Origin of the sequence: Sphingobium sp. DEHP117 (genome assembly GCF_030867385.1) — a bacterium.
Lineage (GTDB): Bacteria > Pseudomonadota > Alphaproteobacteria > Sphingomonadales > Sphingomonadaceae > Sphingobium.
The window spans coordinates 712,665-732,514 of the sequence record NZ_JAPFBJ010000001.1; the positions used below are offsets into that span (position 1 = coordinate 712,665).

At 64.1% G+C, this 19,850-nt stretch carries 13 protein-coding genes; 8 read left to right on the forward strand and 5 right to left on the reverse strand.

Going from position 1 to position 19,850, the window contains the following annotated elements:
• The first annotated feature begins 72 nt into the window (after positions 1 to 72).
• The 3 genes from OOT33_RS03570 to gltB are packed head-to-tail and all read left to right on the forward strand — an operon-like array spanning position 73 to position 6,784.
• Positions 73 to 1,530, forward strand: a complete 1,458-nt coding sequence (locus tag OOT33_RS03570) for an FAD-dependent oxidoreductase (protein ID WP_307748649.1) — start codon at positions 73 to 75, stop codon at positions 1,528 to 1,530.
• Entirely contained in the window at positions 1,527 to 2,249 is a 723-nt protein-coding gene (locus OOT33_RS03575) for a DUF2059 domain-containing protein (RefSeq protein ID WP_307748650.1), read from the forward strand. The genes OOT33_RS03570 and OOT33_RS03575 overlap by 4 nt, the downstream gene beginning before the upstream one ends.
• A 17-nt stretch (positions 2,250 to 2,266) precedes the next feature.
• On the forward strand, positions 2,267 to 6,784 hold the full coding sequence (gene gltB / locus OOT33_RS03580; protein ID WP_307748651.1) for a glutamate synthase large subunit: 4,518 nt from the start codon (positions 2,267 to 2,269) through the stop codon (positions 6,782 to 6,784).
• 121 nt (positions 6,785 to 6,905) lie between these two features.
• Here gltB and OOT33_RS03585 read toward each other — a convergent pair whose 3' ends face one another.
• A complete protein-coding gene (locus OOT33_RS03585) occupies positions 6,906 to 7,067 on the reverse strand; it encodes a hypothetical protein (protein WP_164975560.1) in 162 nt (53 codons plus the stop codon).
• A 61-nt stretch (positions 7,068 to 7,128) separates the two neighbouring features.
• On the reverse strand, positions 7,129 to 8,727 hold the full coding sequence (locus tag OOT33_RS03590; protein ID WP_307748652.1) for an isocitrate lyase: 1,599 nt from the start codon (positions 8,725 to 8,727) through the stop codon (positions 7,129 to 7,131).
• 176 nt (positions 8,728 to 8,903) lie between these two features.
• Between OOT33_RS03590 and OOT33_RS03595 the strand changes: the two genes are divergently transcribed.
• Positions 8,904 to 10,298 carry a short-chain fatty acyl-CoA regulator family protein gene (locus OOT33_RS03595; RefSeq protein ID WP_307748653.1) on the forward strand — a complete coding sequence of 465 codons (1,395 nt, stop codon included), beginning with the start codon at positions 8,904 to 8,906 and terminating at the stop codon, positions 10,296 to 10,298.
• A 62-nt stretch (positions 10,299 to 10,360) separates the two neighbouring features.
• Here OOT33_RS03595 and OOT33_RS03600 read toward each other — a convergent pair whose 3' ends face one another.
• On the reverse strand, positions 10,361 to 11,329 hold the full coding sequence (locus OOT33_RS03600; RefSeq protein ID WP_307748654.1) for a DUF4349 domain-containing protein: 969 nt from the start codon (positions 11,327 to 11,329) through the stop codon (positions 10,361 to 10,363).
• 77 nt (positions 11,330 to 11,406) lie between these two features.
• Here OOT33_RS03600 and OOT33_RS03605 point away from each other — a divergent pair, with 77 nt between their 5' ends.
• From OOT33_RS03605 to OOT33_RS03620, 4 genes are read left to right on the forward strand one after another with little or no spacing between them, the layout of a single operon-like run.
• Positions 11,407 to 12,795, forward strand: a complete 1,389-nt coding sequence (locus tag OOT33_RS03605; protein ID WP_307748655.1) for a TIGR03013 family XrtA/PEP-CTERM system glycosyltransferase — start codon at positions 11,407 to 11,409, stop codon at positions 12,793 to 12,795.
• A 12-nt stretch (positions 12,796 to 12,807) separates the two neighbouring features.
• Positions 12,808 to 14,916 (forward strand): XrtA/PEP-CTERM system histidine kinase PrsK, encoded by a 2,109-nt coding sequence (prsK, locus tag OOT33_RS03610; protein ID WP_307748656.1) that lies wholly within the window; start codon positions 12,808 to 12,810, stop codon positions 14,914 to 14,916.
• On the forward strand, positions 14,916 to 16,295 hold the full coding sequence (prsR, locus tag OOT33_RS03615; RefSeq protein WP_307748657.1) for a PEP-CTERM-box response regulator transcription factor: 1,380 nt from the start codon (positions 14,916 to 14,918) through the stop codon (positions 16,293 to 16,295). The genes prsK and prsR overlap by 1 nt, the downstream gene beginning before the upstream one ends.
• Positions 16,279 to 18,219 (forward strand): tetratricopeptide repeat protein, encoded by a 1,941-nt coding sequence (locus OOT33_RS03620; protein WP_307748658.1) that lies wholly within the window; start codon positions 16,279 to 16,281, stop codon positions 18,217 to 18,219. Before prsR ends, OOT33_RS03620 begins: the two co-directional genes overlap by 17 nt.
• Here the strand turns inward: OOT33_RS03620 and kdsA are convergent.
• Together kdsA and OOT33_RS03630 are read right to left on the reverse strand one after the other, a co-directional pair.
• On the reverse strand, positions 18,216 to 19,049 hold the full coding sequence (gene kdsA / locus OOT33_RS03625) for a 3-deoxy-8-phosphooctulonate synthase (protein WP_307748659.1): 834 nt from the start codon (positions 19,047 to 19,049) through the stop codon (positions 18,216 to 18,218). The two genes, OOT33_RS03620 and kdsA, sit on opposite strands and share 4 nt — an antisense overlap.
• The gene (locus OOT33_RS03630) at positions 19,046 to 19,843 is read right to left on the reverse strand and encodes a 3-deoxy-manno-octulosonate cytidylyltransferase (protein WP_307748660.1); all 798 of its coding nucleotides are present in this window, start codon (positions 19,841 to 19,843) and stop codon (positions 19,046 to 19,048) included. Before OOT33_RS03630 ends, kdsA begins: the two co-directional genes overlap by 4 nt.
• Positions 19,844 to 19,850: the final 7 nt, after the last annotated feature.

Here is a 19,850-nt window from a genome sequence, read left to right on the forward strand (position 1 = left end):
TCGCGTGACTTCTGCGGAAATTGCGCCTATGTGCGCGGCTCCACCCGAAAGGTTAGCAGGAGCTTGAGTGTTATGGGCGACAACCCCATGCTGAAATTCGTTGGCACCGCGCAGGATTATCCGTCCAAGCGCACGGCCAGCGAGCGCGCCCATGACTTTGGCGAGATCAGCAAGACCTTCCTGCTTGAAAAGGCGGAGGAACAGGCCTCGCGTTGCTCGCAATGCGGCGTGCCATATTGTTCCACCCATTGCCCGCTGCACAATCATATTCCGGACTGGCTGCGCCTCACCGCCGAAGGGCGGCTGCGCGAAGCCTATGAGCTGTCCAATGCCACCTCGACCATGCCCGAGATCTGCGGCCGCATCTGCCCGCAGGATCGTCTGTGCGAGGGCAACTGCGTCATCGAGTTTTCCGGCCATGGCTCCGTCACCATCGGCTCGGTCGAGAAGTTCATCACCGATACTGCGTGGAAGGAAGGCTGGGTCGAGCCGCTCGTGCCCGGCAAGGCCACCGGCCAGTCCGTCGGCATCATCGGCGCGGGTCCGGCTGGGCTGACCACGGCGGAATATCTGCGCGCGGCGGGGCACGAGGTTCACGTCTATGACAGGCATGACCGCGCCGGCGGCCTGCTGACCTATGGTATCCCCGGCTTCAAGCTGGAGAAGGACGTGGTCATGCGCCGCGTCCAGCGCCTGAAAGACGGCGGCATTGTTTTCCATGAGGGCTTCGAGGTCGGCCGCGACGCCACGCTGGAGCAGCTGCGGCAAAAGCACGACGCGATCCTCATCGCAACCGGCGTCTACAAGGCGCGCGATATCAAGGCGCCGGGCGTCGGCGCTCCGGGCGTGGTCGCCGCGCTGGACTATCTGATCGCCTCCAACCGCGCGAGCTTTGGCGACGATGTGCCGGGCCATGCGGACGGCAGCCTGCTGGCGAAGGACAAGCATGTCGTCGTGATCGGCGGTGGCGACACCGCGATGGACTGCGTGCGCACGGCTGTCCGCCAGGGCGCGAAGTCGGTCAAGTGCCTCTACCGGCGCGACCGGGAAAATATGCCCGGATCGCAGCGCGAGGTGCAGAACGCGGAGGAAGAAGGCGTCGAGTTCGTGTGGCTCTCCGCGCCGGTGGCGTTCGAGGGTGTGGATCATGTCTCCGGCGTCAAGGCGGTGAGGATGCGCCTCGGCCAGCCGGATGCCAGCGGACGCCGCGCGCCGGAGGCGGAGCCGGGCAGCGAGTTCACGCTGGAGGCGGACCTCGTCATCAAGGCGCTGGGCTATGACCCCGAAGAGCTGCCCAAGCTGTTCGGATCGCAGGACCTCTCCGTCACCCGCTGGGGCACGTTGCGCGTCGATCACAAGAGCATGATGACGAGCGTGGACGGCGTGTTCGCGGCAGGAGACATCGTGCGCGGCGCAAGCCTCGTCGTCTGGGCCATCCGCGATGGCCGCGACGTGACCGAGCATATGCATCGCTATCTCAAGGCGAAGGCCAAGGCGGGCGTTCCGGCAAGGGAAAGGGAGCTGGCGTGAGGTGGGTGATCCTAGCGAGCAGCTTACTATTCATTGCTGAGCCAGCTGGCGCGGAGATTACAGCCCGTACCCCTGACATTGGAATAGCATCTCCCAAGGCCTACGAGTTGCTGGAGGTTGTGTCTCCATCAGATGAGCTGCAACGTCAGCTTGTGCAGAATTTTCAAAAAAGCTTCAATCAGGGTTTAGAGAATGATCCGAAGATCCTCACCCTCGAGAAACGTAAGCCGGGGCTTATAGCGTCGATCGAAACTACTGTGGCAGCTCAGCTGAAAATTGTCGCTCCCGCAGAGGTTGTGCGGTTACAAAATGTTTTGGCAGCCGCTTATCAGCAGCTGTTAACCGAAGAGGACATGGACGTAGCAATTGCTTTTTTCAAAAGTCCTGCAGGAAAACGGGCGGCGGATAAGATGAAGGCTGGTGGGCAAGAAGCTATTGATAGCATGCGTCAGAACGGCAGCCTCGGCCAAGACCTTTCCAAAAGCATGAACAAGGCGGTGGACAGTGCCTCCACCGCTGGGTTGGAAGGACTGAGCGCCGAAGATAGCGCAGCGTTTGTCGAATTCAGCAAGCAGCCAGCGAGCTATAAACTTATTGTGGCTCGATCTCAAATTCTCGCTGTCGCTACTGCAGAAGCTCAAGCGATGACACAGCGCATCGCGGAAAAAATTGGGCCTCAGTTAGCAAGCGCGATGCAACGACATATGACATCAAAGTGATTTCGGAAGATAAAGCCATGACCAACGAATCCGAACGTCTCCGCCTCGCCGAAGTCGGCATGTATCGCCCGGAGTTCGAGTCCGATGCCTGCGGCGTCGGCCTTGTCGCGGCCACTGATGGCAAGGCGTCGCGCCGCGTCGTCGTCTCGGCCATCGATGCGCTCAAGGCCGTGTGGCATCGCGGCGCTGTGGACGCGGATGGCAAGACCGGCGACGGTGCGGGCATCCATGTCGATCTGCCGGTGCGCTTCTTTGACGATGCCATCGCCGCATCGGGGCACAAGCCCAAGCCCAACCGCCTTGCCGTCGGCATGGTGTTCCTGCCGCGCACGGACCTTTCCGCGCAGGAAACCTGCCGCACGATCGTCGAGAGCGAGATCATCGAGGCGGGCTACACCATCTATGGCTGGCGTCAGGTGCCTGTCGATGTCTCCGTGATCGGCGAGAAGGCGCAGCGCACCCGCCCCGAAATCGAACAGATCATGATCGCCGGGCCGATGCCCGAGGCGCAGGACATGGCCGAGTTCGAGAAAGAGCTCTATCTCATCCGTCGCCGGATCGAGAAGAAGGTCGTCGCCGCGCAGATCAATGACTTTTACGTCTGCAGCCTGTCGTGCCGCTCAATCATCTACAAGGGGCTCTTCCTCGCGGAGAGCCTGTCGGTCTTCTACCCGGATCTCAACGATGAACGGTTCGAGAGCCGCGTGGCGATCTTCCACCAGCGTTATTCCACTAACACCTTCCCGCAATGGTGGTTGGCGCAGCCGTTCCGTACGCTCGCGCACAACGGCGAGATCAACACGATCCGCGGCAACACCAACTGGATGAAGAGCCACGAGATCAAGATGGCCGCGCTGGCCTTTGGCGAGCGGTCCGAGGACATCAAGCCCGTGATCCCGGCAGGCGCGTCAGACACTGCCGCGCTCGATGCCGTGTTCGAGGCGATCTGCCGTGCCGGGCGCGATGCGCCGACCGCGAAGCTCATGCTGGTGCCCGAAGCGTGGCAGGCAGGCGATGACCTGCCCCAGGCGCACAAGGATATGTACAGCTATCTCGCCTCCGTCATGGAGCCGTGGGATGGCCCCGCCGCGCTGGCGATGACGGATGGCCGCTGGGCGGTGGCAGGCGTGGACCGCAACGCGCTGCGCCCGCTGCGCTATACGCTCACGTCCGACAATCTGCTGATCGTGGGGTCCGAGACCGGCATGGTCGTGGTGCCGGAATCGAGCGTGATCCAGAAGGGCCGCATGGGTCCGGGCCAGATGCTCGCGGTCGATCTCGCCGAGGGCAAGGTCTATGCCGACCGCGCGATCAAGGATCGCATCGCGGCAGAGCGCCCCTATGGCGAGATGGTGAAGGGCTTCCGCTCCATGGCGGACATGCCCGCCGCCCCCAAGGATGCCCGCCCGGTTTACGAGCGCGCCGAGCTGGCCCAGCGCCAGATCGCCGCCAACATGACGCTGGAGGACATGGAGCTGCTCCTCTCGCCGATGGTGGAGGACGCGAAGGAAGCCATCGGCTCGATGGGTGACGACACGCCGCTCGCCGTAATTTCGGACAAGCCGCGTACGGTCAGCCACTTCTTCCGCCAGAATTTCAGCCAGGTGACGAACCCGCCGATCGACTCATTGCGTGAACGCCATGTGATGAGCCTCAAGACGCGATTCTCCAACCTTGCCAATATCCTGGAGGAAGGTTCTCAGAACGCGCACGTGCTGGTGCTGGATTCACCGGTGCTCACCTGCGCGGACTGGAGCCGGCTGAAGGCCTGCTTCGGAAAGAGCGTGGCGGAGATCGATTGCACCTATCCGGCAGACAGCGGCGCGGACGGCCTGCGAGCAGCCATAGCCCGCATCCGCAACGAGGCGGAGCAGGCAGTGCGCGCCGGGCAGAGCGAACTGTTCCTGACGGACGAAGCGACCGGTCCGGAGCGCCTCGGCATCGCCATGGTGCTCGCCGCCGCAGCCGTCCACACCCATCTCGTGCGCAAGGGCCTGCGTTCCTACGCGTCGGTCAACGTCCGCTCGGCCGAGTGCCTCGATACGCATTATTTCGCGGTGCTGATCGGCGTCGGCGCGACCACGGTGAATGCCTACCTCGCCGAGGCCTCGATCGCGGATCGCCACGCGCGCGGCCTGTTCGGCGATATGGACCTAGACACCTGCGTCGCGCGCTATCGCACGGCGGTGGACGAAGGGCTTCTGAAGATCATGTCCAAGATGGGCATCGCGGTCATCAGCAGCTATCGCGGCGGCTATAATTTCGAGGCGGTGGGCCTGTCCCGCGCGCTGGTCAACGATCTGTTCCCCGGTATGCCGTCCAAGATATCGGGCGAGGGCTACGCCTCCTTGCACTACAGCGCGACGCTGAAGCACAAGGCGGCCTATGACAGCGCGGTCGCGCGCCTGCCCGTCGGTGGTTTCTATCGCCAGCGCAACGGCGGTGAGGCACATGCCTACAGCGCGCAGCTGATGCACCTGCTGCAGACGGCGGTGGCGACGGACAGCTACTCCACCTATCTCCAGTTCGCGCGCGGCGTTAAGGATCTGCCTGCCGTCTATCTGCGCGATATGCTGGAGTTCAACTACGCGCAGGAGGCGGTGCCGATCGACGAGGTCGAGGCGATCACCGAAATTCGTAAGCGCTTCGTGACGCCGGGCATGTCCTTGGGCGCGCTCAGCCCTGAAGCGCACGAGACGCTCGCCATCGCCATGAACCGCATCGGCGCCAAGGCGGTGTCGGGCGAGGGCGGCGAGGATTCTGCGCGCTTCAAGCCCTATGCCAATGGCGACAACGCAAACTCCAACATCAAGCAGATCGCTTCCGGCCGCTTTGGCGTGACGGCGGAATATCTCGGCGCGTGCGAAGAGGTCGAGATCAAGGTCGCGCAGGGAGCAAAACCCGGCGAGGGTGGCCAGCTCCCCGGCTTCAAGGTGACGGAGTTCATCGCCCGCCTGCGCCATTCGACGCCGGGCGTTACGCTCATCTCGCCGCCGCCGCATCATGACATCTACTCGATCGAGGATCTGGCGCAGCTCATCTATGACCTGAAGCAGATCAACCCGCGCGCGCGCGTCTGCGTCAAGCTCGTCAGCCAGTCCGGCATCGGCACGGTGGCGGCGGGCGTCGCCAAGGCGCATGCGGATGTCATCCTCGTCTCCGGCAATGTCGGCGGCACCGGCGCATCCCCGCAGACCAGCATCAAGTTCGCTGGCCTGCCGTGGGAGATGGGCCTTGCCGAGGCCAATCAGGTGCTGACCCTGAACGGCCTGCGCCACCGGGTGAAGCTGCGCACCGACGGCGGCCTCAAAACCGGGCGGGACATCGTGATCGCGGCGATCCTTGGCGCGGAAGAGTTCGGCATCGGCACGCTGGCGCTGGTGGCTATGGGCTGCATCATGGTGCGCCAGTGCCACAGCAACACCTGCCCGGTGGGCGTCTGCGTGCAGGACGAGCGGCTGCGCGCCAAGTTCACCGGCACGCCGGAAAAGGTCATCAACCTGATGACCTTCATCGCCGAGGAAGTGCGCGAGATACTGGCGCGGCTGGGCGCGCGCAGCCTCGATGAGGTTGTGGGCCGCACCGAGCTGCTCCGGCAGGTCAATCGCGGCGCCGAGCATCTCGATGATCTCGATTTGAATCCGATCCTCGCCAAGGTCGACGCGCCGGACGAGCATCGCCGCTTCAACATCCCGACGCACCGCAACGAGGTGCCGGACAGCCTGGACGCTCAGATCATTTCGGACGCCAAGGCCGTGTTCGAGCGCGGCGAGAAAATGCAGCTCACCTACACCGTGCGCAACACGCATCGTGCGGTCGGCACGCGCTTCTCCGCGCGCATCACCGAGACCTTCGGCATGAGCACGCTGGCGGATGGTCATGTGCACATCCGCCTGCGCGGCTCGGCGGGGCAGTCGCTGGGTGCATTCCTGTGCAAGGGCGTGACGCTGGAGGTATTTGGCGACGCCAACGACTATGTCGGCAAGGGGCTGTCAGGCGGCGTCATCGCGGTGCGCCCGATGGTCAGCTCGCCGCTCGAAAGCCAGAACAACACGATCATCGGCAACACCGTGCTCTACGGTGCGACGGCGGGCAAGCTGTTCGCGGCGGGGCAGGCGGGCGAGCGCTTCGCCGTGCGTAACTCCGGCGCGCAGGTGGTGGTCGAGGGCTGCGGCGCCAATGGCTGCGAGTATATGACCGGTGGCACGGCCGTGATCTTGGGGCGTGTCGGCGCGAACTTCGGCGCGGGCATGACCGGCGGCATGGCCTTCGTGCTGGATGATGACGGCAGCTTCGCCGCGCATGCCAACCCGGAGAGCATCGTCTGGCAGCGGCTGGAAAGCAAGCACTGGGAAGGTGTGCTGCGCGATCTCGTCGAGCAGCATGTCGAGAAGACGGGCAGCAAATGGTCCTCGGCCCTGCTGGAAGATTGGGAGCGCCGCCGGGATCAGTTCTGGCAGGTCTGCCCCAAGGAGATGATCTCGCGCCTCGCCCATCCGCTCAGCGATCGGCCGGAGGTGGTGGCGGCGGAATAAGTCGCCACTTCTGCTTGATCTTCACAACCCAAATAAATGACCCGCCGCAGCCTTTTGAAAGCTGCGACGGGTCAAGACTTTCCTCCCCAGGAAAGCTCGGGTCCGTTGGGTCAGCCCTGCTTCAGGACAGGCGACCCAGGCGGTGATAGAGGTTGGCGAACTTGGAAGAACGCGGATCGTCCTGGATCTTCTTGATGTAGTCCGCGACGGCCTCCTTCATCAGCTCGAAGTCCTCAGTCGAAAAGACTGCGCGAGAGCGGGCTGGAGTGGGTTGTTCGTCCATATTGATATCTCCTTGATGTCTGGAGCGGGGGAAAGATACGCCCGCTCCGTCTATCATCAAATCAGGCCGCGGCGAACTGATTCATCGTGTTGTCCTTGCCGGCTGCCTTGAGGGCAGCTTCACCGGCAAAATACTCCTTGTGATCGTCGCCGATGTCGGAACCGGACATGTTCTGGTGCTTCACGCAGGCGATACCCTGGCGGATTTCCTGACGCTGCACGTTCAGCACATAACCCAGCATGCCCTTGTCGCCGAAATAATCCTTGGCAAGGTTGTCGGTGCTCAGCGCGGCCGTGTGATAGGTCGGCAGCGTGATGAGGTGGTGGAAGATGCCAGCCTGAGCCGCCGCGTCCTTCTGGAATGTGCGGATGCGCTCATCCGCCTCGGCAGACAGCTCGCTGTTGTCATAATCCACGCTCATGAGCTTAGAGCGATCATAGGCCGACACATCCTTGCCCTCGGCAGCCCATGCATCATAGACCTGCTGGCGGAAGTTCAGCGTCCAGTTGAAGCTGGGGCTGTTGTTATAGACCAGCTTGGCGTTGGGGATGACTTCGCGGATGCGGTTCACCATGCCGCCGATCTGGCCGATATGCGGCTTCTCGGTCTCGATCCACAGCAGGTCCGCACCGTTCTGCAGCGAGGTGATGCAATCGAGCACGCAGCGGTCCTCGCCGGTTCCGGAGCGGAACTGGAACAGGTTGCTGGGCAGGCGCTTCGGGCGCATCAGCTTGCCGTCGCGGGCAATCAGCACGTCGCCGTGGCCGACGTTGGCGGGGTCAACCTCATCACAGTCGAGGAAGCTGTTATACTGGTCGCCGATGTCGCCCGGCTCCTTCACATAAGCGATCTGCTTGGTGAGGCCGGCGCCGAGGCTGTCGGTGCGCGCAACGATGACACCATCGTCCACGCCCAGCTCGAGGAAGGCGTATCGGACAGCGCGGATCTTCGCGAGGAAGTCCTCATGCGGCACGGTGACCTTGCCGTCCTGGTGGCCGCACTGCTTCTCGTCGGAAACCTGGTTCTCGATCTGGATGCAGCATGCGCCGGCCTCGATGAACTTCTTGGCGAGCAGGTAAGTCGCCTCGGCGTTGCCGAAACCCGCGTCGATGTCGGCGATGATCGGAACGACATGGGTTTCGTAGTTGTCGATCGCATGCTCGATCTGCTTGGCCTTGACCTGATCGCCTGCCTCGCGCGCTGCGTCGAGATCGCGGAACATCATGCCCAGCTCGCGCGCATCGGCCTGCTTCAGGAACGTGTACAACTCCTCGATCAGATCCGAGACCGAGGTCTTCTCGTGCATCGACTGGTCGGGCAGGGGGCCGAACTCGCTACGCAGCGCGGCGACCATCCAGCCGGAGAGGTAGAGGTAACGGCGCTTGGTGGTGCCGAAATGCTTCTTGATCGAGATCAGCTTCTGCTGCCCGATGAAGCCGTGCCAGCAGCCGAGCGACTGGGTGTAGTTGGCAGGGTCGGCGTCATAGGCGGCCATGTCCTCGCGCATGATCTTCGCGGTGTATTTCGCGATATCGAGGCCGGTGTTAAAGCGGTTCTGCAGGCGCATGCGCGCGGCGGACTCGGCGCTGATGCCGTCCCACGGGGCGCCGTTGCTCTGGATCAGGCTGCCGGCCTTTGCGATTGTTTCCTGGTAGGACATGGATGCCTCCTTCACGCTGGATAAGTGTCTTTATAGGGGCGAGATTGATCCCCTTGAGGAGATGGTGCGCCGCAACATGGATTCGCGCCATCAAATTTGTCAAAAATTCTGGCAATATCGTCAGGAAATGTTTAGTTACCGCTGTTAAGTTGTAAAAAACTTTACAGGATCACCGCATGGCCGAGCGCAAGATTTATGCAGGGCACGCCGTCCGCAGGTTGCGGCGCGCGGCGGGGTTGACGCAGGTCGCGCTGTCCAGCGCGCTCGATATCTCGCCGAGTTATCTCAATCTGATCGAGAAAAATCAGCGGCCGCTGTCTGCCGCGTTGATGCTGCGGCTGGCGGACCAATTTGATTTCGATCCGCGCAAGCTCGCCAGCGATGCGCCGGGCGGCGGCCTTGAGGGGATGCGCCGCAGGCTCGCGGACCCGTTGTTCGCCGATCTCAATCTCGAGCGGGCGGAGATCGAGGAGTGGCTCGCTGCCGCCCCCGCCGGGGCCGAAGCATTTGCCCGCGCGTTCGATCGTATGAGCGAGGGCGACGTACCGTCCGGCGTCTCGGCAGAAGCGCTGCCGGTGATGACGGTGCGGCGCGAGATTGAGCGCTGGCGCAATCATTTTGCCGATCTCGATGCGCAGGCCGAGGCGCTGGCGGACGAGTTGCGCATCGCCACCGGCGATCTTTACAGCGCGCTGGCCGAGCGGCTCCGGCAAAAGCATCAGCTCGCCATCCGTATCCTGCCGGCGGAGGTTATGCCCGATCATGTGCGCAGGCTCGATCTTCACGCGCGCCAGTTGCAGCTCTCCGAGATGCTCGACAACGCCTCGCGCACCTTCCACGCGGCTTTCCTTATTGCCGAGCTGGAGGCGCGGGCCGAGATCGATGCGCTGGTGCACGGCGCGGGCTTTGCCGACCGCCACGCCGAGCGCCTGTTCCGCCGCCACCTCCTCAGCTATTTCGCCGCCGCGGTGATGATGCCCTATGACCGCTTTCTGCGCGCATGCGAGGCAAGCGGTTATGACCCGCTCTTGCTACAGCGCCGCTTTGGCGCGGGATATGAACAGGTCGCGCACCGCCTGACGACGCTTCAGCGCGTCGGCGCGCGTGGGCTGCCCTTCTTCATGGTGCGGATCGACCGGGCAGGGCAATCGTCGAAACGCTATGCGGGCGCTTCAGCCGCGCCGATGGTGGAGGCGGACAATCGCTGCCCCCTGTGGGCGATCCACAGCGCGTTCGACCGGCCGGGGCAGATGATGCCGCAACTGGTTGAGCTGGAAGACGGGGAGCGCTGGTTCACTCTGAACCGTACCGTGGCGGGGCAAAGCGCGGGCCTGCGCACAGGGCAGGCGATTTTCGCGATCGCGCTGGGGCTAAAAGCCGAGTTCGCCCGGCCACTGCTCCACGCCCGCGGCCTCGATCTCGCCCAGGGCGACGCGCAACCCATCGGGCTGGGCTGCACCGCCTGCACCCGCCCCACCTGCACCCAACGCAGCGCCCCGCCCCGGGGGCGGGCACTGCGCTTCAACGAGCGCGAGCGGGGGCTGACGCCGTTTGAGTTTGTCGGGGATTGACGCTCCTCACAGGCACCCCGGGTGTGATCCGGGTGCACGCATTCTTAAAGCTCTAGAGATTTTTATTCTCGACCGGGATGACTTTCTGAAAACAGCCATCTTCTGAAATATTTTCGCCACAGCACGATAACTAGCGCTCCGGTGAGAAGCCAAGGCAACAGCGTGATTGCTATCATGATTATCACTGAAATACCTGATACGATATTCGTCCATCCGTCCTTTATGGCTCCAATGATCGGTCCATCACTCAAGCTTTGGTCAACATTGCCACTGGCATAATCCAATGTCATCGGTGTGGTTGTAAGCTTCAATGAAGCATCCCGCTGTACGGTTTGAGCGTCGCGAATATCACTTCCGAGAGTGCTCATCTGAGCCTGTAGCTCCTGCCGCTCGGCTGATCCAAGGTCGGTTCTCTTCAGCTGGTTCTCAATGCGCGCTCGATCCGCAGCCAGAGATTTTTGTTCCGCCTGAGAGGAGGCGACAGCTTGTCCCGTCTCTTCACTTTCAATACGAGAACTGGTGAGCATGCCGCCATGCTTCGTTGTCAGGTTGATAGCCTCCCGTCCGAACTGACGGGCGGCTTGGGGTGCCAGTTTTAGTTGTAGCGAAGCGGAAATGGTTCGGTCCCGACCCACTTCGTAGCTCATTGCACTGATCCGGCAGAGATTCGATCCTAGGGCTTCACACCGCGCTGCGTGATCCTCCTGAGCTGTAGCAACGCGCTCTGGCGGAAGAAGAAATCCGTATCGATAAGTTAGCGAGAGTCCCGGAGCAGATGAAACTCCGACATTCGGACCCGAAACAGCTTCTTCTGCTGAAGTTCGCGAGGCTTCTTCAGACTTTTGTCCACACGCTGCGACAAACAAAAGGGCAACGATAAAGAGTTTCCGCATGTACTCACTCCCCCTTACGGCGAAATGCCTTTTGGCGCACCATGATGCAGGCGGCAAATTGTTGCAATCCACCGTCAGTCGTTCAAACCTGTAAAAAATTCCGTCACCGTTCAACAATTGTTCGTGAATATGCGCCATAGCTCCTAACCTGTCGGGAAATCTTACAGCGGGCGTTCGTCCTGCCGTGGGATGGCCTCGAAAGTGGGTGAGGACGCATGGTTCGGATTTTCAAGCATTATGTGCCGCATGCCGTCCTGCTGCTGGGCCTGCTCGATTTCGTCCTGCTGATTTGCTCGGCCGAGATTGCGTGGGTGCTCCGTGCGCGCCAGATCGGCATGGAGGTGGACTATATCCTCAACCGCGCGGTGCCGCTGCTGGGTTTCGCGGCGGCATTGCAGGCGGCGATGGTGGCCGTAGGCGTCTATGGCACGGAAGCCCTGCAATCGCTGCGCTTCTCTGTCGCGCGCGTGCTGGTCGCTGTCTCGCTGGGCGTGATCCTCCACAGCGTTCTCTATTTCCTGCTGCCGGGCATGGCGCTGTGGCGCTCGAACACGCTCTACGCGATGGTGATCGCCACCGTCGCCCTAATTGGCTTGCGCATGCTGCTCGGCTCCATTTTCGGCGGAGAGGTTTTCCGCCGCCGCATCATCGTGCTGGGCGCAGGCGACCGGGCAGATCGCATCCGCCAGCTGGAAAAGCGGCAGGGCAGCAGCTTTTTCGTCGTCAGTTACATTCGCATGAGCGACGGCGAGCCGGTGATCGAGGAGGCGATCCCGCGCAAGGCGATCCACAATCTCGCGGATTATGTCGTGCGGTTGGGGGCCAGCGAGGTGATCCTCGCCTTGCAGGAGCGGCGCAACGCGGTGCCGATGGACGACCTCCTGCGGATCAAGACCACCGGCGTGCACGTGAACGACCTCTCGACCTTCCTGGAGCGTGAGACGGGCCGGGTGGACCTCGACAGCGTCAACCCGAGCTGGCTCATCTTTTCCGATGGCTTCTCGTCGGGCCGCAGGCTCTCCACCGTCTCCAAGCGCTTTTTCGACCTGAGCGTCAGTGCCATCCTGCTGCTGCTGACCGCGCCGTTGATCGTGCTCGCCGCACTGCTGGTGAAGCTCGACAGCAAGGGACCCGCCTTTTACCGCCAGAAGCGCGTGGGGCTTTACGGGCAGGAATTCTGGATCACCAAGCTACGCACCATGCGCACCGATGCCGAGGTGGATGGGCAGGCGGTGTGGGCGGAGAAGGACGACCCCCGCATCACGCGGCTCGGCTATTGGCTGCGCAAGCTGCGGATAGACGAGCTGCCGCAATGCTGGGTGGTGCTGAAAGGCGACATGAGCTTCGTCGGCCCCCGGCCGGAGCGGATGCAGTTCGTCAAGGATCTGGAGAAGGATCTGCGCTTTTATGCCGAGCGGCACATGGTCAAGCCCGGCATCACCGGCTGGGCGCAGATCAACTATCCCTATGGCGCTTCTCTCGAAGATGCCCGTCACAAGCTGGAATATGACCTCTATTACGCCAAGAACTACACGCCCTTTCTGGACATATTGATCCTGCTCCAGACCGTTCGGGTGATCCTCTGGCATGATGGTGCGCGCTAGGCGGAGCGTGGGATGAGCGCCACTCTGCTCTTTGTAGGTGACTGGGGCCATGTGCTGGCCGCCGCGCTGTTCGCCGTGCTCAGCGTGCTCACCGGACGGCGCCTTGCCACGCAACAGGCGGGCAAGCTGCTGGTGGTAGCACTGGCGCTCACATCGACATGGCTGCTCTCGGTTGCGTTCGGCGGCGTGGACAGGCTGGAGACGGGGGTATTGGAATCCCTGCGCAACTGCGGCTGGCTGGTGTGCCTGTTCGTGCTGCCCGCACGGCTGGGCGGTGGGGTTTCCCGGCAGGCGCGCGGCGCACGACCGCTGTATCTGATGCTGGCGCTGTTGCTCGTCGCGCAAACCGGGCTGGACGTTCTGGCCAGTATCGGCGCGGCGGAGGGGGTGGTATTTGCCGGCGCTTCGGAAAGCGCGGTCCTGTTGCGCCTGTTGTGGGCGATCGGCGCGCTGCTGCTGATCCAGCGCATTTACATAGCGTGCAGCGCCCATGTGCGTGGCGTGATCGGGCCGATCGCGGCGGCGCTGGCGGCAATGTGGGGATATGATCTCATATTGTACGGGGCAGCGTTCGCCCAGGCAGAAGGGCTGATGGCGCAGCTGTTCGCATTGCGCGGCATCAACATGGCGGCGCTCGCGCCTGTCATGGCGCTGGCCGGGCGCACCGGGCGCACTGCGGTGGTAGCGCCTTCGCGCGCGCTGGCGCTGCGGGGCTTGGGTGTCGTGCTTGGGACGGTGCTCTCTCTTCTGATACTCGGCCTGTTGCTCGCGCTCGATACTCTTGGCAGCCCGCTGGTGAAGGCGGCAGCGAGCGCGGTTCTGTTTGTTTCGGTTGCGGGTGGATTGCTCTTCGTGCCGGCGACGCGGCTTCATCGCGTGGCCAAAGTACTGGCCTCCAAGCATCTGTTTCGCCACCGCTACGACTATCGCGAACAATGGATGGCCTTCGCCGATACGCTCGGGCGGGGCGCGCAATCGCATTGCGAGGCGGCAATCCACAGCCGGGTCATCCGGGCGATGGCGGATATCACCCAGTCTTCCTGTGGCGCGCTGTTGCTGGCGGAGGAGGGCGACGCTGCCTGCGTCTGGGCTGCGGACTGGAACTGGAAGGCGCCCCATGGCGACCGGGCGGATTTCGCCGAGCCATTGATGCAGCGGATGCAGTCTCGCGGCTGGATCACAGACCTCCCCGTTGCGCGTGCGCAGGGTGACGCTTTGCCCGGTTGGCTGGTGGAGGATCAGGCGGGCTGGGCGCTCGTTCCCCTCGTGCATTTCGATCAGCTCGTCGGCGTGATGCTGTTGGGACACCCGCCGCTCCGTCGCGCGCTCGATTGGGAAGATTTCGACATGCTGCGCGCCGCCGCCCGCCAGGTGGCGAGCTATCTCGCGGAGGCGCGCGGGCAGGCCGCACTGGCCGAAGCGCGGCGCTTTGAGGAATTCAACCAACGCTTCGCTTTCATCCTGCACGATATCAAGAACCTCGTCAGCCAGATCGCGCTCACCGCGCGCAATGCGGAACGCCACGCGGACAACCCGGAATTCCGTGCAGACATGATCCTGACGTTGAAAGACTGCGCGGGCCGGATGAACACGCTGCTGGCTCGTCTGGGCCAGCACGGCAGCCCGGATGAGCCGCTCCATGTCGAGCCGCTCGCGCTAGGCGAAGTGCTGAAGGCTATAGCCGCGAGGCAGGGCGCAGCACATCCCGTCCTTATCGAGGGCAACCGCAACCTTCTTGTCAATGCGGACCGGATGAAGCTGGAGCAGGTGCTCGCCCATCTGGTGCAAAACGCCATCGAGGCGTCGGACGCTTCCAGCCCCGTGGTGCTGCGGGTCGAGAAAGGCGATGGCGGGCAGGCGGTGCTGCACGTGATCGACCATGGCTGCGGCATGACGGCGGACTTCATGCGCGGCGAGCTGTTCCGGCCCTTTACCTCTACCAAGCAGGGCGGCTTCGGCATCGGCGCCTATGAGGCGCGCGAACTGGTCCGCGCGATGGGTGGGCAGCTCTCGGTCGCCAGCGAGCCGGGCAGGGGAACGTGCGTTTCCGTCCATCTGCCAATGGCGGCGACACACTCACCGAAATCATCCGCTCCCGCCCGTGATGAAAGGGCCGCCTGATGTCAGACAGCCGCGCCAATGCCCCTCTGCCCAAGCTGTTGATCGTTGAGGACGACCTCGGCCTGCAGCGGCAACTGCGCTGGGCCTATGAGGATGTGGAGGTGGTGTGCGCATCCAGCCGCGCCGAGGCGATCGAGATGCTGCGCGCGCACGAGCCGGATGTGGTGACGCTCGATCTCGGCCTGCCGCCGGACCCGGACGGCACCAGCGAGGGCTTCGCCACGCTTGCCGAAATTCTCGTGCTCAAGCCGGATACCAAGGTGATCGTCGCGTCCGGCCATGGCGCGCGCGAGAGCGCATTGCGGGCGATCGCGGAGGGCGCCTGGGATTTCTATCAAAAGCCGATCGACATCGACACGCTCGGGCTGATCGTCCGCCGTGCCTTTCATGTGCATGCGCTGGAGCGCGAGAATGCCCGTCTTGCCGCGCGCGGGGCAGGCGATGCGCCGGTGCTGGGGCGGATCATCACCGCCGCGCCGGAGATGCTGAAAGTGGCGCGGACGATCGAGCGCGTCGCCGCCGCCAATGTCTCGGTGATGTTGCTGGGCGCGAGCGGCACCGGCAAGGAGCTGTTGGCGCGCGGCCTTCATGACGCCAGCCCGCGCAAGGATGGGGCATTCATCGCCATAAACTGCGCGGCGATCCCCGAGACGCTGCTCGAGTCCGAACTGTTCGGCCACGAAAAAGGCGCGTTCACAGGCGCGGTGAAGACAACGCCGGGCAAGATCGAGTTGGCCGAGGGCGGCACCCTCTTTCTCGACGAGGTGGGAGACATCCCCCTGCCGCTTCAGGTCAAGCTGCTGCGTTTCCTGCAGGAGCGGGTGATCGAGCGCATCGGCGGGCGGCAGCCGATCCCGGTGGATACCCGCATCGTCTGCGCCACCCATCAGAACCTGGAGGAAATGATCGCGGGCGGCACCTTTCGCGAGGATCTCTATTATCGCCTCGCCGAGATCGTCGTGCGCATCCCGACGCTGGCGGAGCGGCCGGGTGACGCGCTGCTGCTGGCGCGCCATTTCCTCACGCGGTTCGCCGAGGAGATGAAGCGGCCGGTCACGGGCTTCGCGCCCGATGCACTGGCGGCGCTGGACGGCTGGGGCTGGCCCGGTAATGTGCGCGAGCTGGAAAACCGCGTGAAGCGCGCGGTCATCATGGCGGATGGCAAACTCGTCACCGCCGCCGATCTGGACCTTGGCCCGGCGGAGCAAGGCAGCGCCGCCTCCCTCAATCTCAAGAGCGCGCGCGAGCTGGCGGATCGTGCCGCCATTTCCCGTGCGATTGCCCGCAGCGAGGGCAATATCTCGGGCGCGGCGAGAATATTGGGCATCAGCCGCCCGACCCTTTACGACTTGATGCGGTCTTATGACATCAGCGCGTAACCTCCTGTTGTCCTTTGCTGCGATAGCGCTCTTCTTTGCCGTGCCGCATGCCGTGGCGGGGCCGCGCGAGGATGCCAAGGCCGGGCTGGCACGCGCGCTGGCCGCGCTCCAGCAGGATGATCCGAGGACGGCGCGAGTCGAGCTGATGAACGCGATCAAGGCCGATCCCACGCTGGCCGAAGCGCGGATCCTGCAGGCGCGCGTGCTGCTGATGCTCGGCAACGGGCGCGGCGCGCAGGATGAGCTCGATCGCGCCCGTCAGCTTGGCGCGCCGCTTGGGCCGATGCGCCATTTGCGCGCGCATTCCGCGCTGCTGCTGGGCGATCCCGAGGCCGCGATCAGGGAAGCCACCGCGCCGGATGCCGACCCGCGTGAAATCCTGTTTCGTACCCGCATCGAGGCGCAGGCCTATCAGGCGCTCGGCCGCTTCGTCGAGGCGGCGCAGGCGTTTGACCGCGCACTGGCGCTCGCGCCGCAGGACAGCACCTTGTGGGCGGACATCGCCCGCTATCGCATCGCCACAGGCGACATTGCATCGGCGCTCGCCGCCTCCGACCGCGCGATTTCCCTGGCTCCGAAAAGCGTCGATGCGCTGACACTGAAAGCTGTGCTGGCGCGCGATCAATATGGCCTCACCGAGTCCACCCGCTGGTTTGACGCGGCGCTGAAACGCAACCCGGATTATGTGCCCGCGCTCACGGAATATGCGGCCACGCTCGCCGATATGGGCCGCGCGTCCCACGCCGTCGCGCTCACCCGCCGCGCTCTCACCAACGCGCCCGGCCTGCCTCGTGCTTATTTCATACAAGCGCTCATCGCCGCGCGTGCGGGCAACTATACGCTCGCCCGCAGCCTGCTCGCCCGCACCCATGGCGCACTCGATGGGCAGGCGGCGACCCGGCTGTTGCGCGGGGTGCTGCATATGGAGGGCGGCAACGCGACGCTCGCCATATCAGAGCTGAAACCGCTGCTCGCCGCGCAGCCGCTCAACATCCGCGCGCGCCTGCTGCTCGCCCGCGCGCTTTACGCCGACGCGCAATATGCCGATGCGGAGGCGACACTGTTTCCGCTGGTGGAGCGCGCCGACGCAGGCACTTATGCGCTCACCCTCGCCGCGCATATCCACCGCGCGCTGGGCCATGATACGGTCGCCGCGAAATTCGCCGCCCGCGCTGCCGCCATGACGCCAGGGCCATCGCTCGTCTATCGCGGGGCAGGAACGCTGGGCGAAACCGCGCCTGCAGCAAACGCCAATCCCAAGGCCGCCGCGCCCAATCTGCGCTATATCCGCGCGCTGTTGGAGGCGGGGCAGGGGCCAGCGGCGCTCACGCGCGCCAAGGCATTACAGGCCGCCAACCCCGGCGCTCCTGCCGCAGCCATAGCCCTTGGCGACACGCTGCTCGCGGCAGGCAAACCCGCTGACGCTGGCCAGGCTTATGCCGCGGCCGGCAACCTGCGCTTCGATGAAGACACCGCGCTGCGATTGATCGATGCGTGGCGCCGCGCAGGCAGGCGAGAGCGCGCGGAGTATGCGTTGCGCCTCCTGCTTTGGCAAAACCCGGCCAATGTGCCGGGCCAGCGCCTCGCCGCGACCTATTGGCTGGCGGCGGGGCAGCATGAGCGCGCTTTGTGGGTGTTGGAAGGGCTGCGCGAGCGGCTGGGCAATGAGGATGCGCTGCTGATGGCCAACCTTGCCTATGCCTATATCGGCGCGGGCGATGCGCAGGCGGCGCTGCCCTTTGCGGTGCATGCCTATCGCCTGTTGCCCGCCAGTGCAGTAACGAGCGATGCGCTCGGCTGGGCGTTGTTCAACACCGCGCCGGGAGACACGCGCGCGATCGAGCTGCTCGAAAAGGCGGAGGCACTGGCGCCGGGTGAGGCGCTGGTGAAACGGCATTTGCGCGAGGCCCGCGCCGCCGGCTAGGAAAGACGCGCCTTTGCCAGCCGGTCATGCGCCACAAGATCGCCCAATAGCGCGCCCAGCTCATCGACAGGCACCATGTTCGGGCCATCGCTCGGGGCGTTGTCGGGATCCTCATGCGTCTCGATGAAAACCGCCGCCACCCCTACGGCGCAGGCGGCGCGGGCGAGCGGGGCAACAAACTGCCGCTGCCCGCCAGACGAGCCACCCTGTCCGCCGGGAAGCTGCACGCTGTGCGTCGCATCGAACACAACGGGCCAGCCGCTCTCCGCCATGATCGGCAGCGCGCGCATGTCGCTCACCAGATTGTTGTAGCCAAAGCTCGCGCCACGCTCGGTCAGCAAGATGCGCTCGTTTCCGGTCGAGGCGACCTTGGCGGCGACATGCGCCATATCCCAGGGGCTAAGGAACTGGCCCTTCTTCACATTGACCGCGGCGCCCGTGTCTCCAGCGGCGAGCAGCAGGTCGGTCTGGCGGCAGAGGAATGCCGGGATCTGCAGCACATCGACTGCCTCGGCGGCGCGGGCGCAATGGCCCGCCTCATGAACATCGGTAAGCACAGGGCAGCCGAATTCCTCGCGGATGCGCGCCAAAATCTCCAGCCCCGCCTCGATGCCCAGGCCTCGCTTGGTGGAATGCGAGGTTCGGTTGGCCTTGTCATATGAAGCCTTGAAGATGAAGCGGGTGCCGGTGGGTGCACAGGCCTGCGCGATCCGCTCCGCCATCATGCGCGTGTGATCGAGGCTTTCGAGCTGACACGGCCCGGCAATCAGCACCAGCGGCTCGGCATTGCCGATGCAGATGTCGCCAACGGTTACAATGCGGCCGGTCATGCCATCTCTCTCAGTGCCTGCTCGATGCGGGGGATATCATGCGGATTATTGAGCTCCCAGAACACACGGCCTCGCGCCTCCACCTCGACGCAGCGTATGCTGTGCCCATGTTCGAGGAAACGCAACTGCTCAAGCCCCTCCAGCTCCTCCAACCGGCCGGGCGGCAGCGCGCTGTAGGCGGCGAGCGCTTCCCGCGTATAGGCATAGACGCCGACATGATGCCACACCGGCGGAGCGGCCTTGTCGTCCAGCCTGGCGGGGTCGAGCCAGGGGATCACTTCCTTGGAAAAATAGAGCGCGTTTCCTCCAGCACCGAACACCGCCGTTGTGCCGCCCACCCGACCGGCGCGGCGATCCTCGATGAAATGCGCGTAGGTTTGGGCGTCGCAGCGCAGGACCGGAGTTGCGACGGCGCAGTCGCTGTTTTGCATGGACTCGATCAGCGCCGTGAGGAACCACGGAGGGGTCAATGGTGCGTCGCCCTGAAGGTTGACGATGATGTCTGTGTCTAGTTCCGCGTTCGCAACCGCCTCGGCGCAGCGCTCGGTGCCGTTGCGACACTCAGGCGCAGTCATGATCACCTGTGCGCCGAACTCTGCGCAATGGCTCGCGATCCGGTCATCATCGGTGGCGATATACACATCATCGCGCGCAGCGGCGGCGCAAGCTGCCTCCCAGCTCATGCGAATGAGGGTCTTGCGCGCGCCATCGGGCAGCGTCAGTTCCGCAAGCGGCTTGCCCGGATAGCGGGTCGAGGCATAGCGGGCCGGAATCAGGATGGCGGCGCGCTTCACCGGAAGA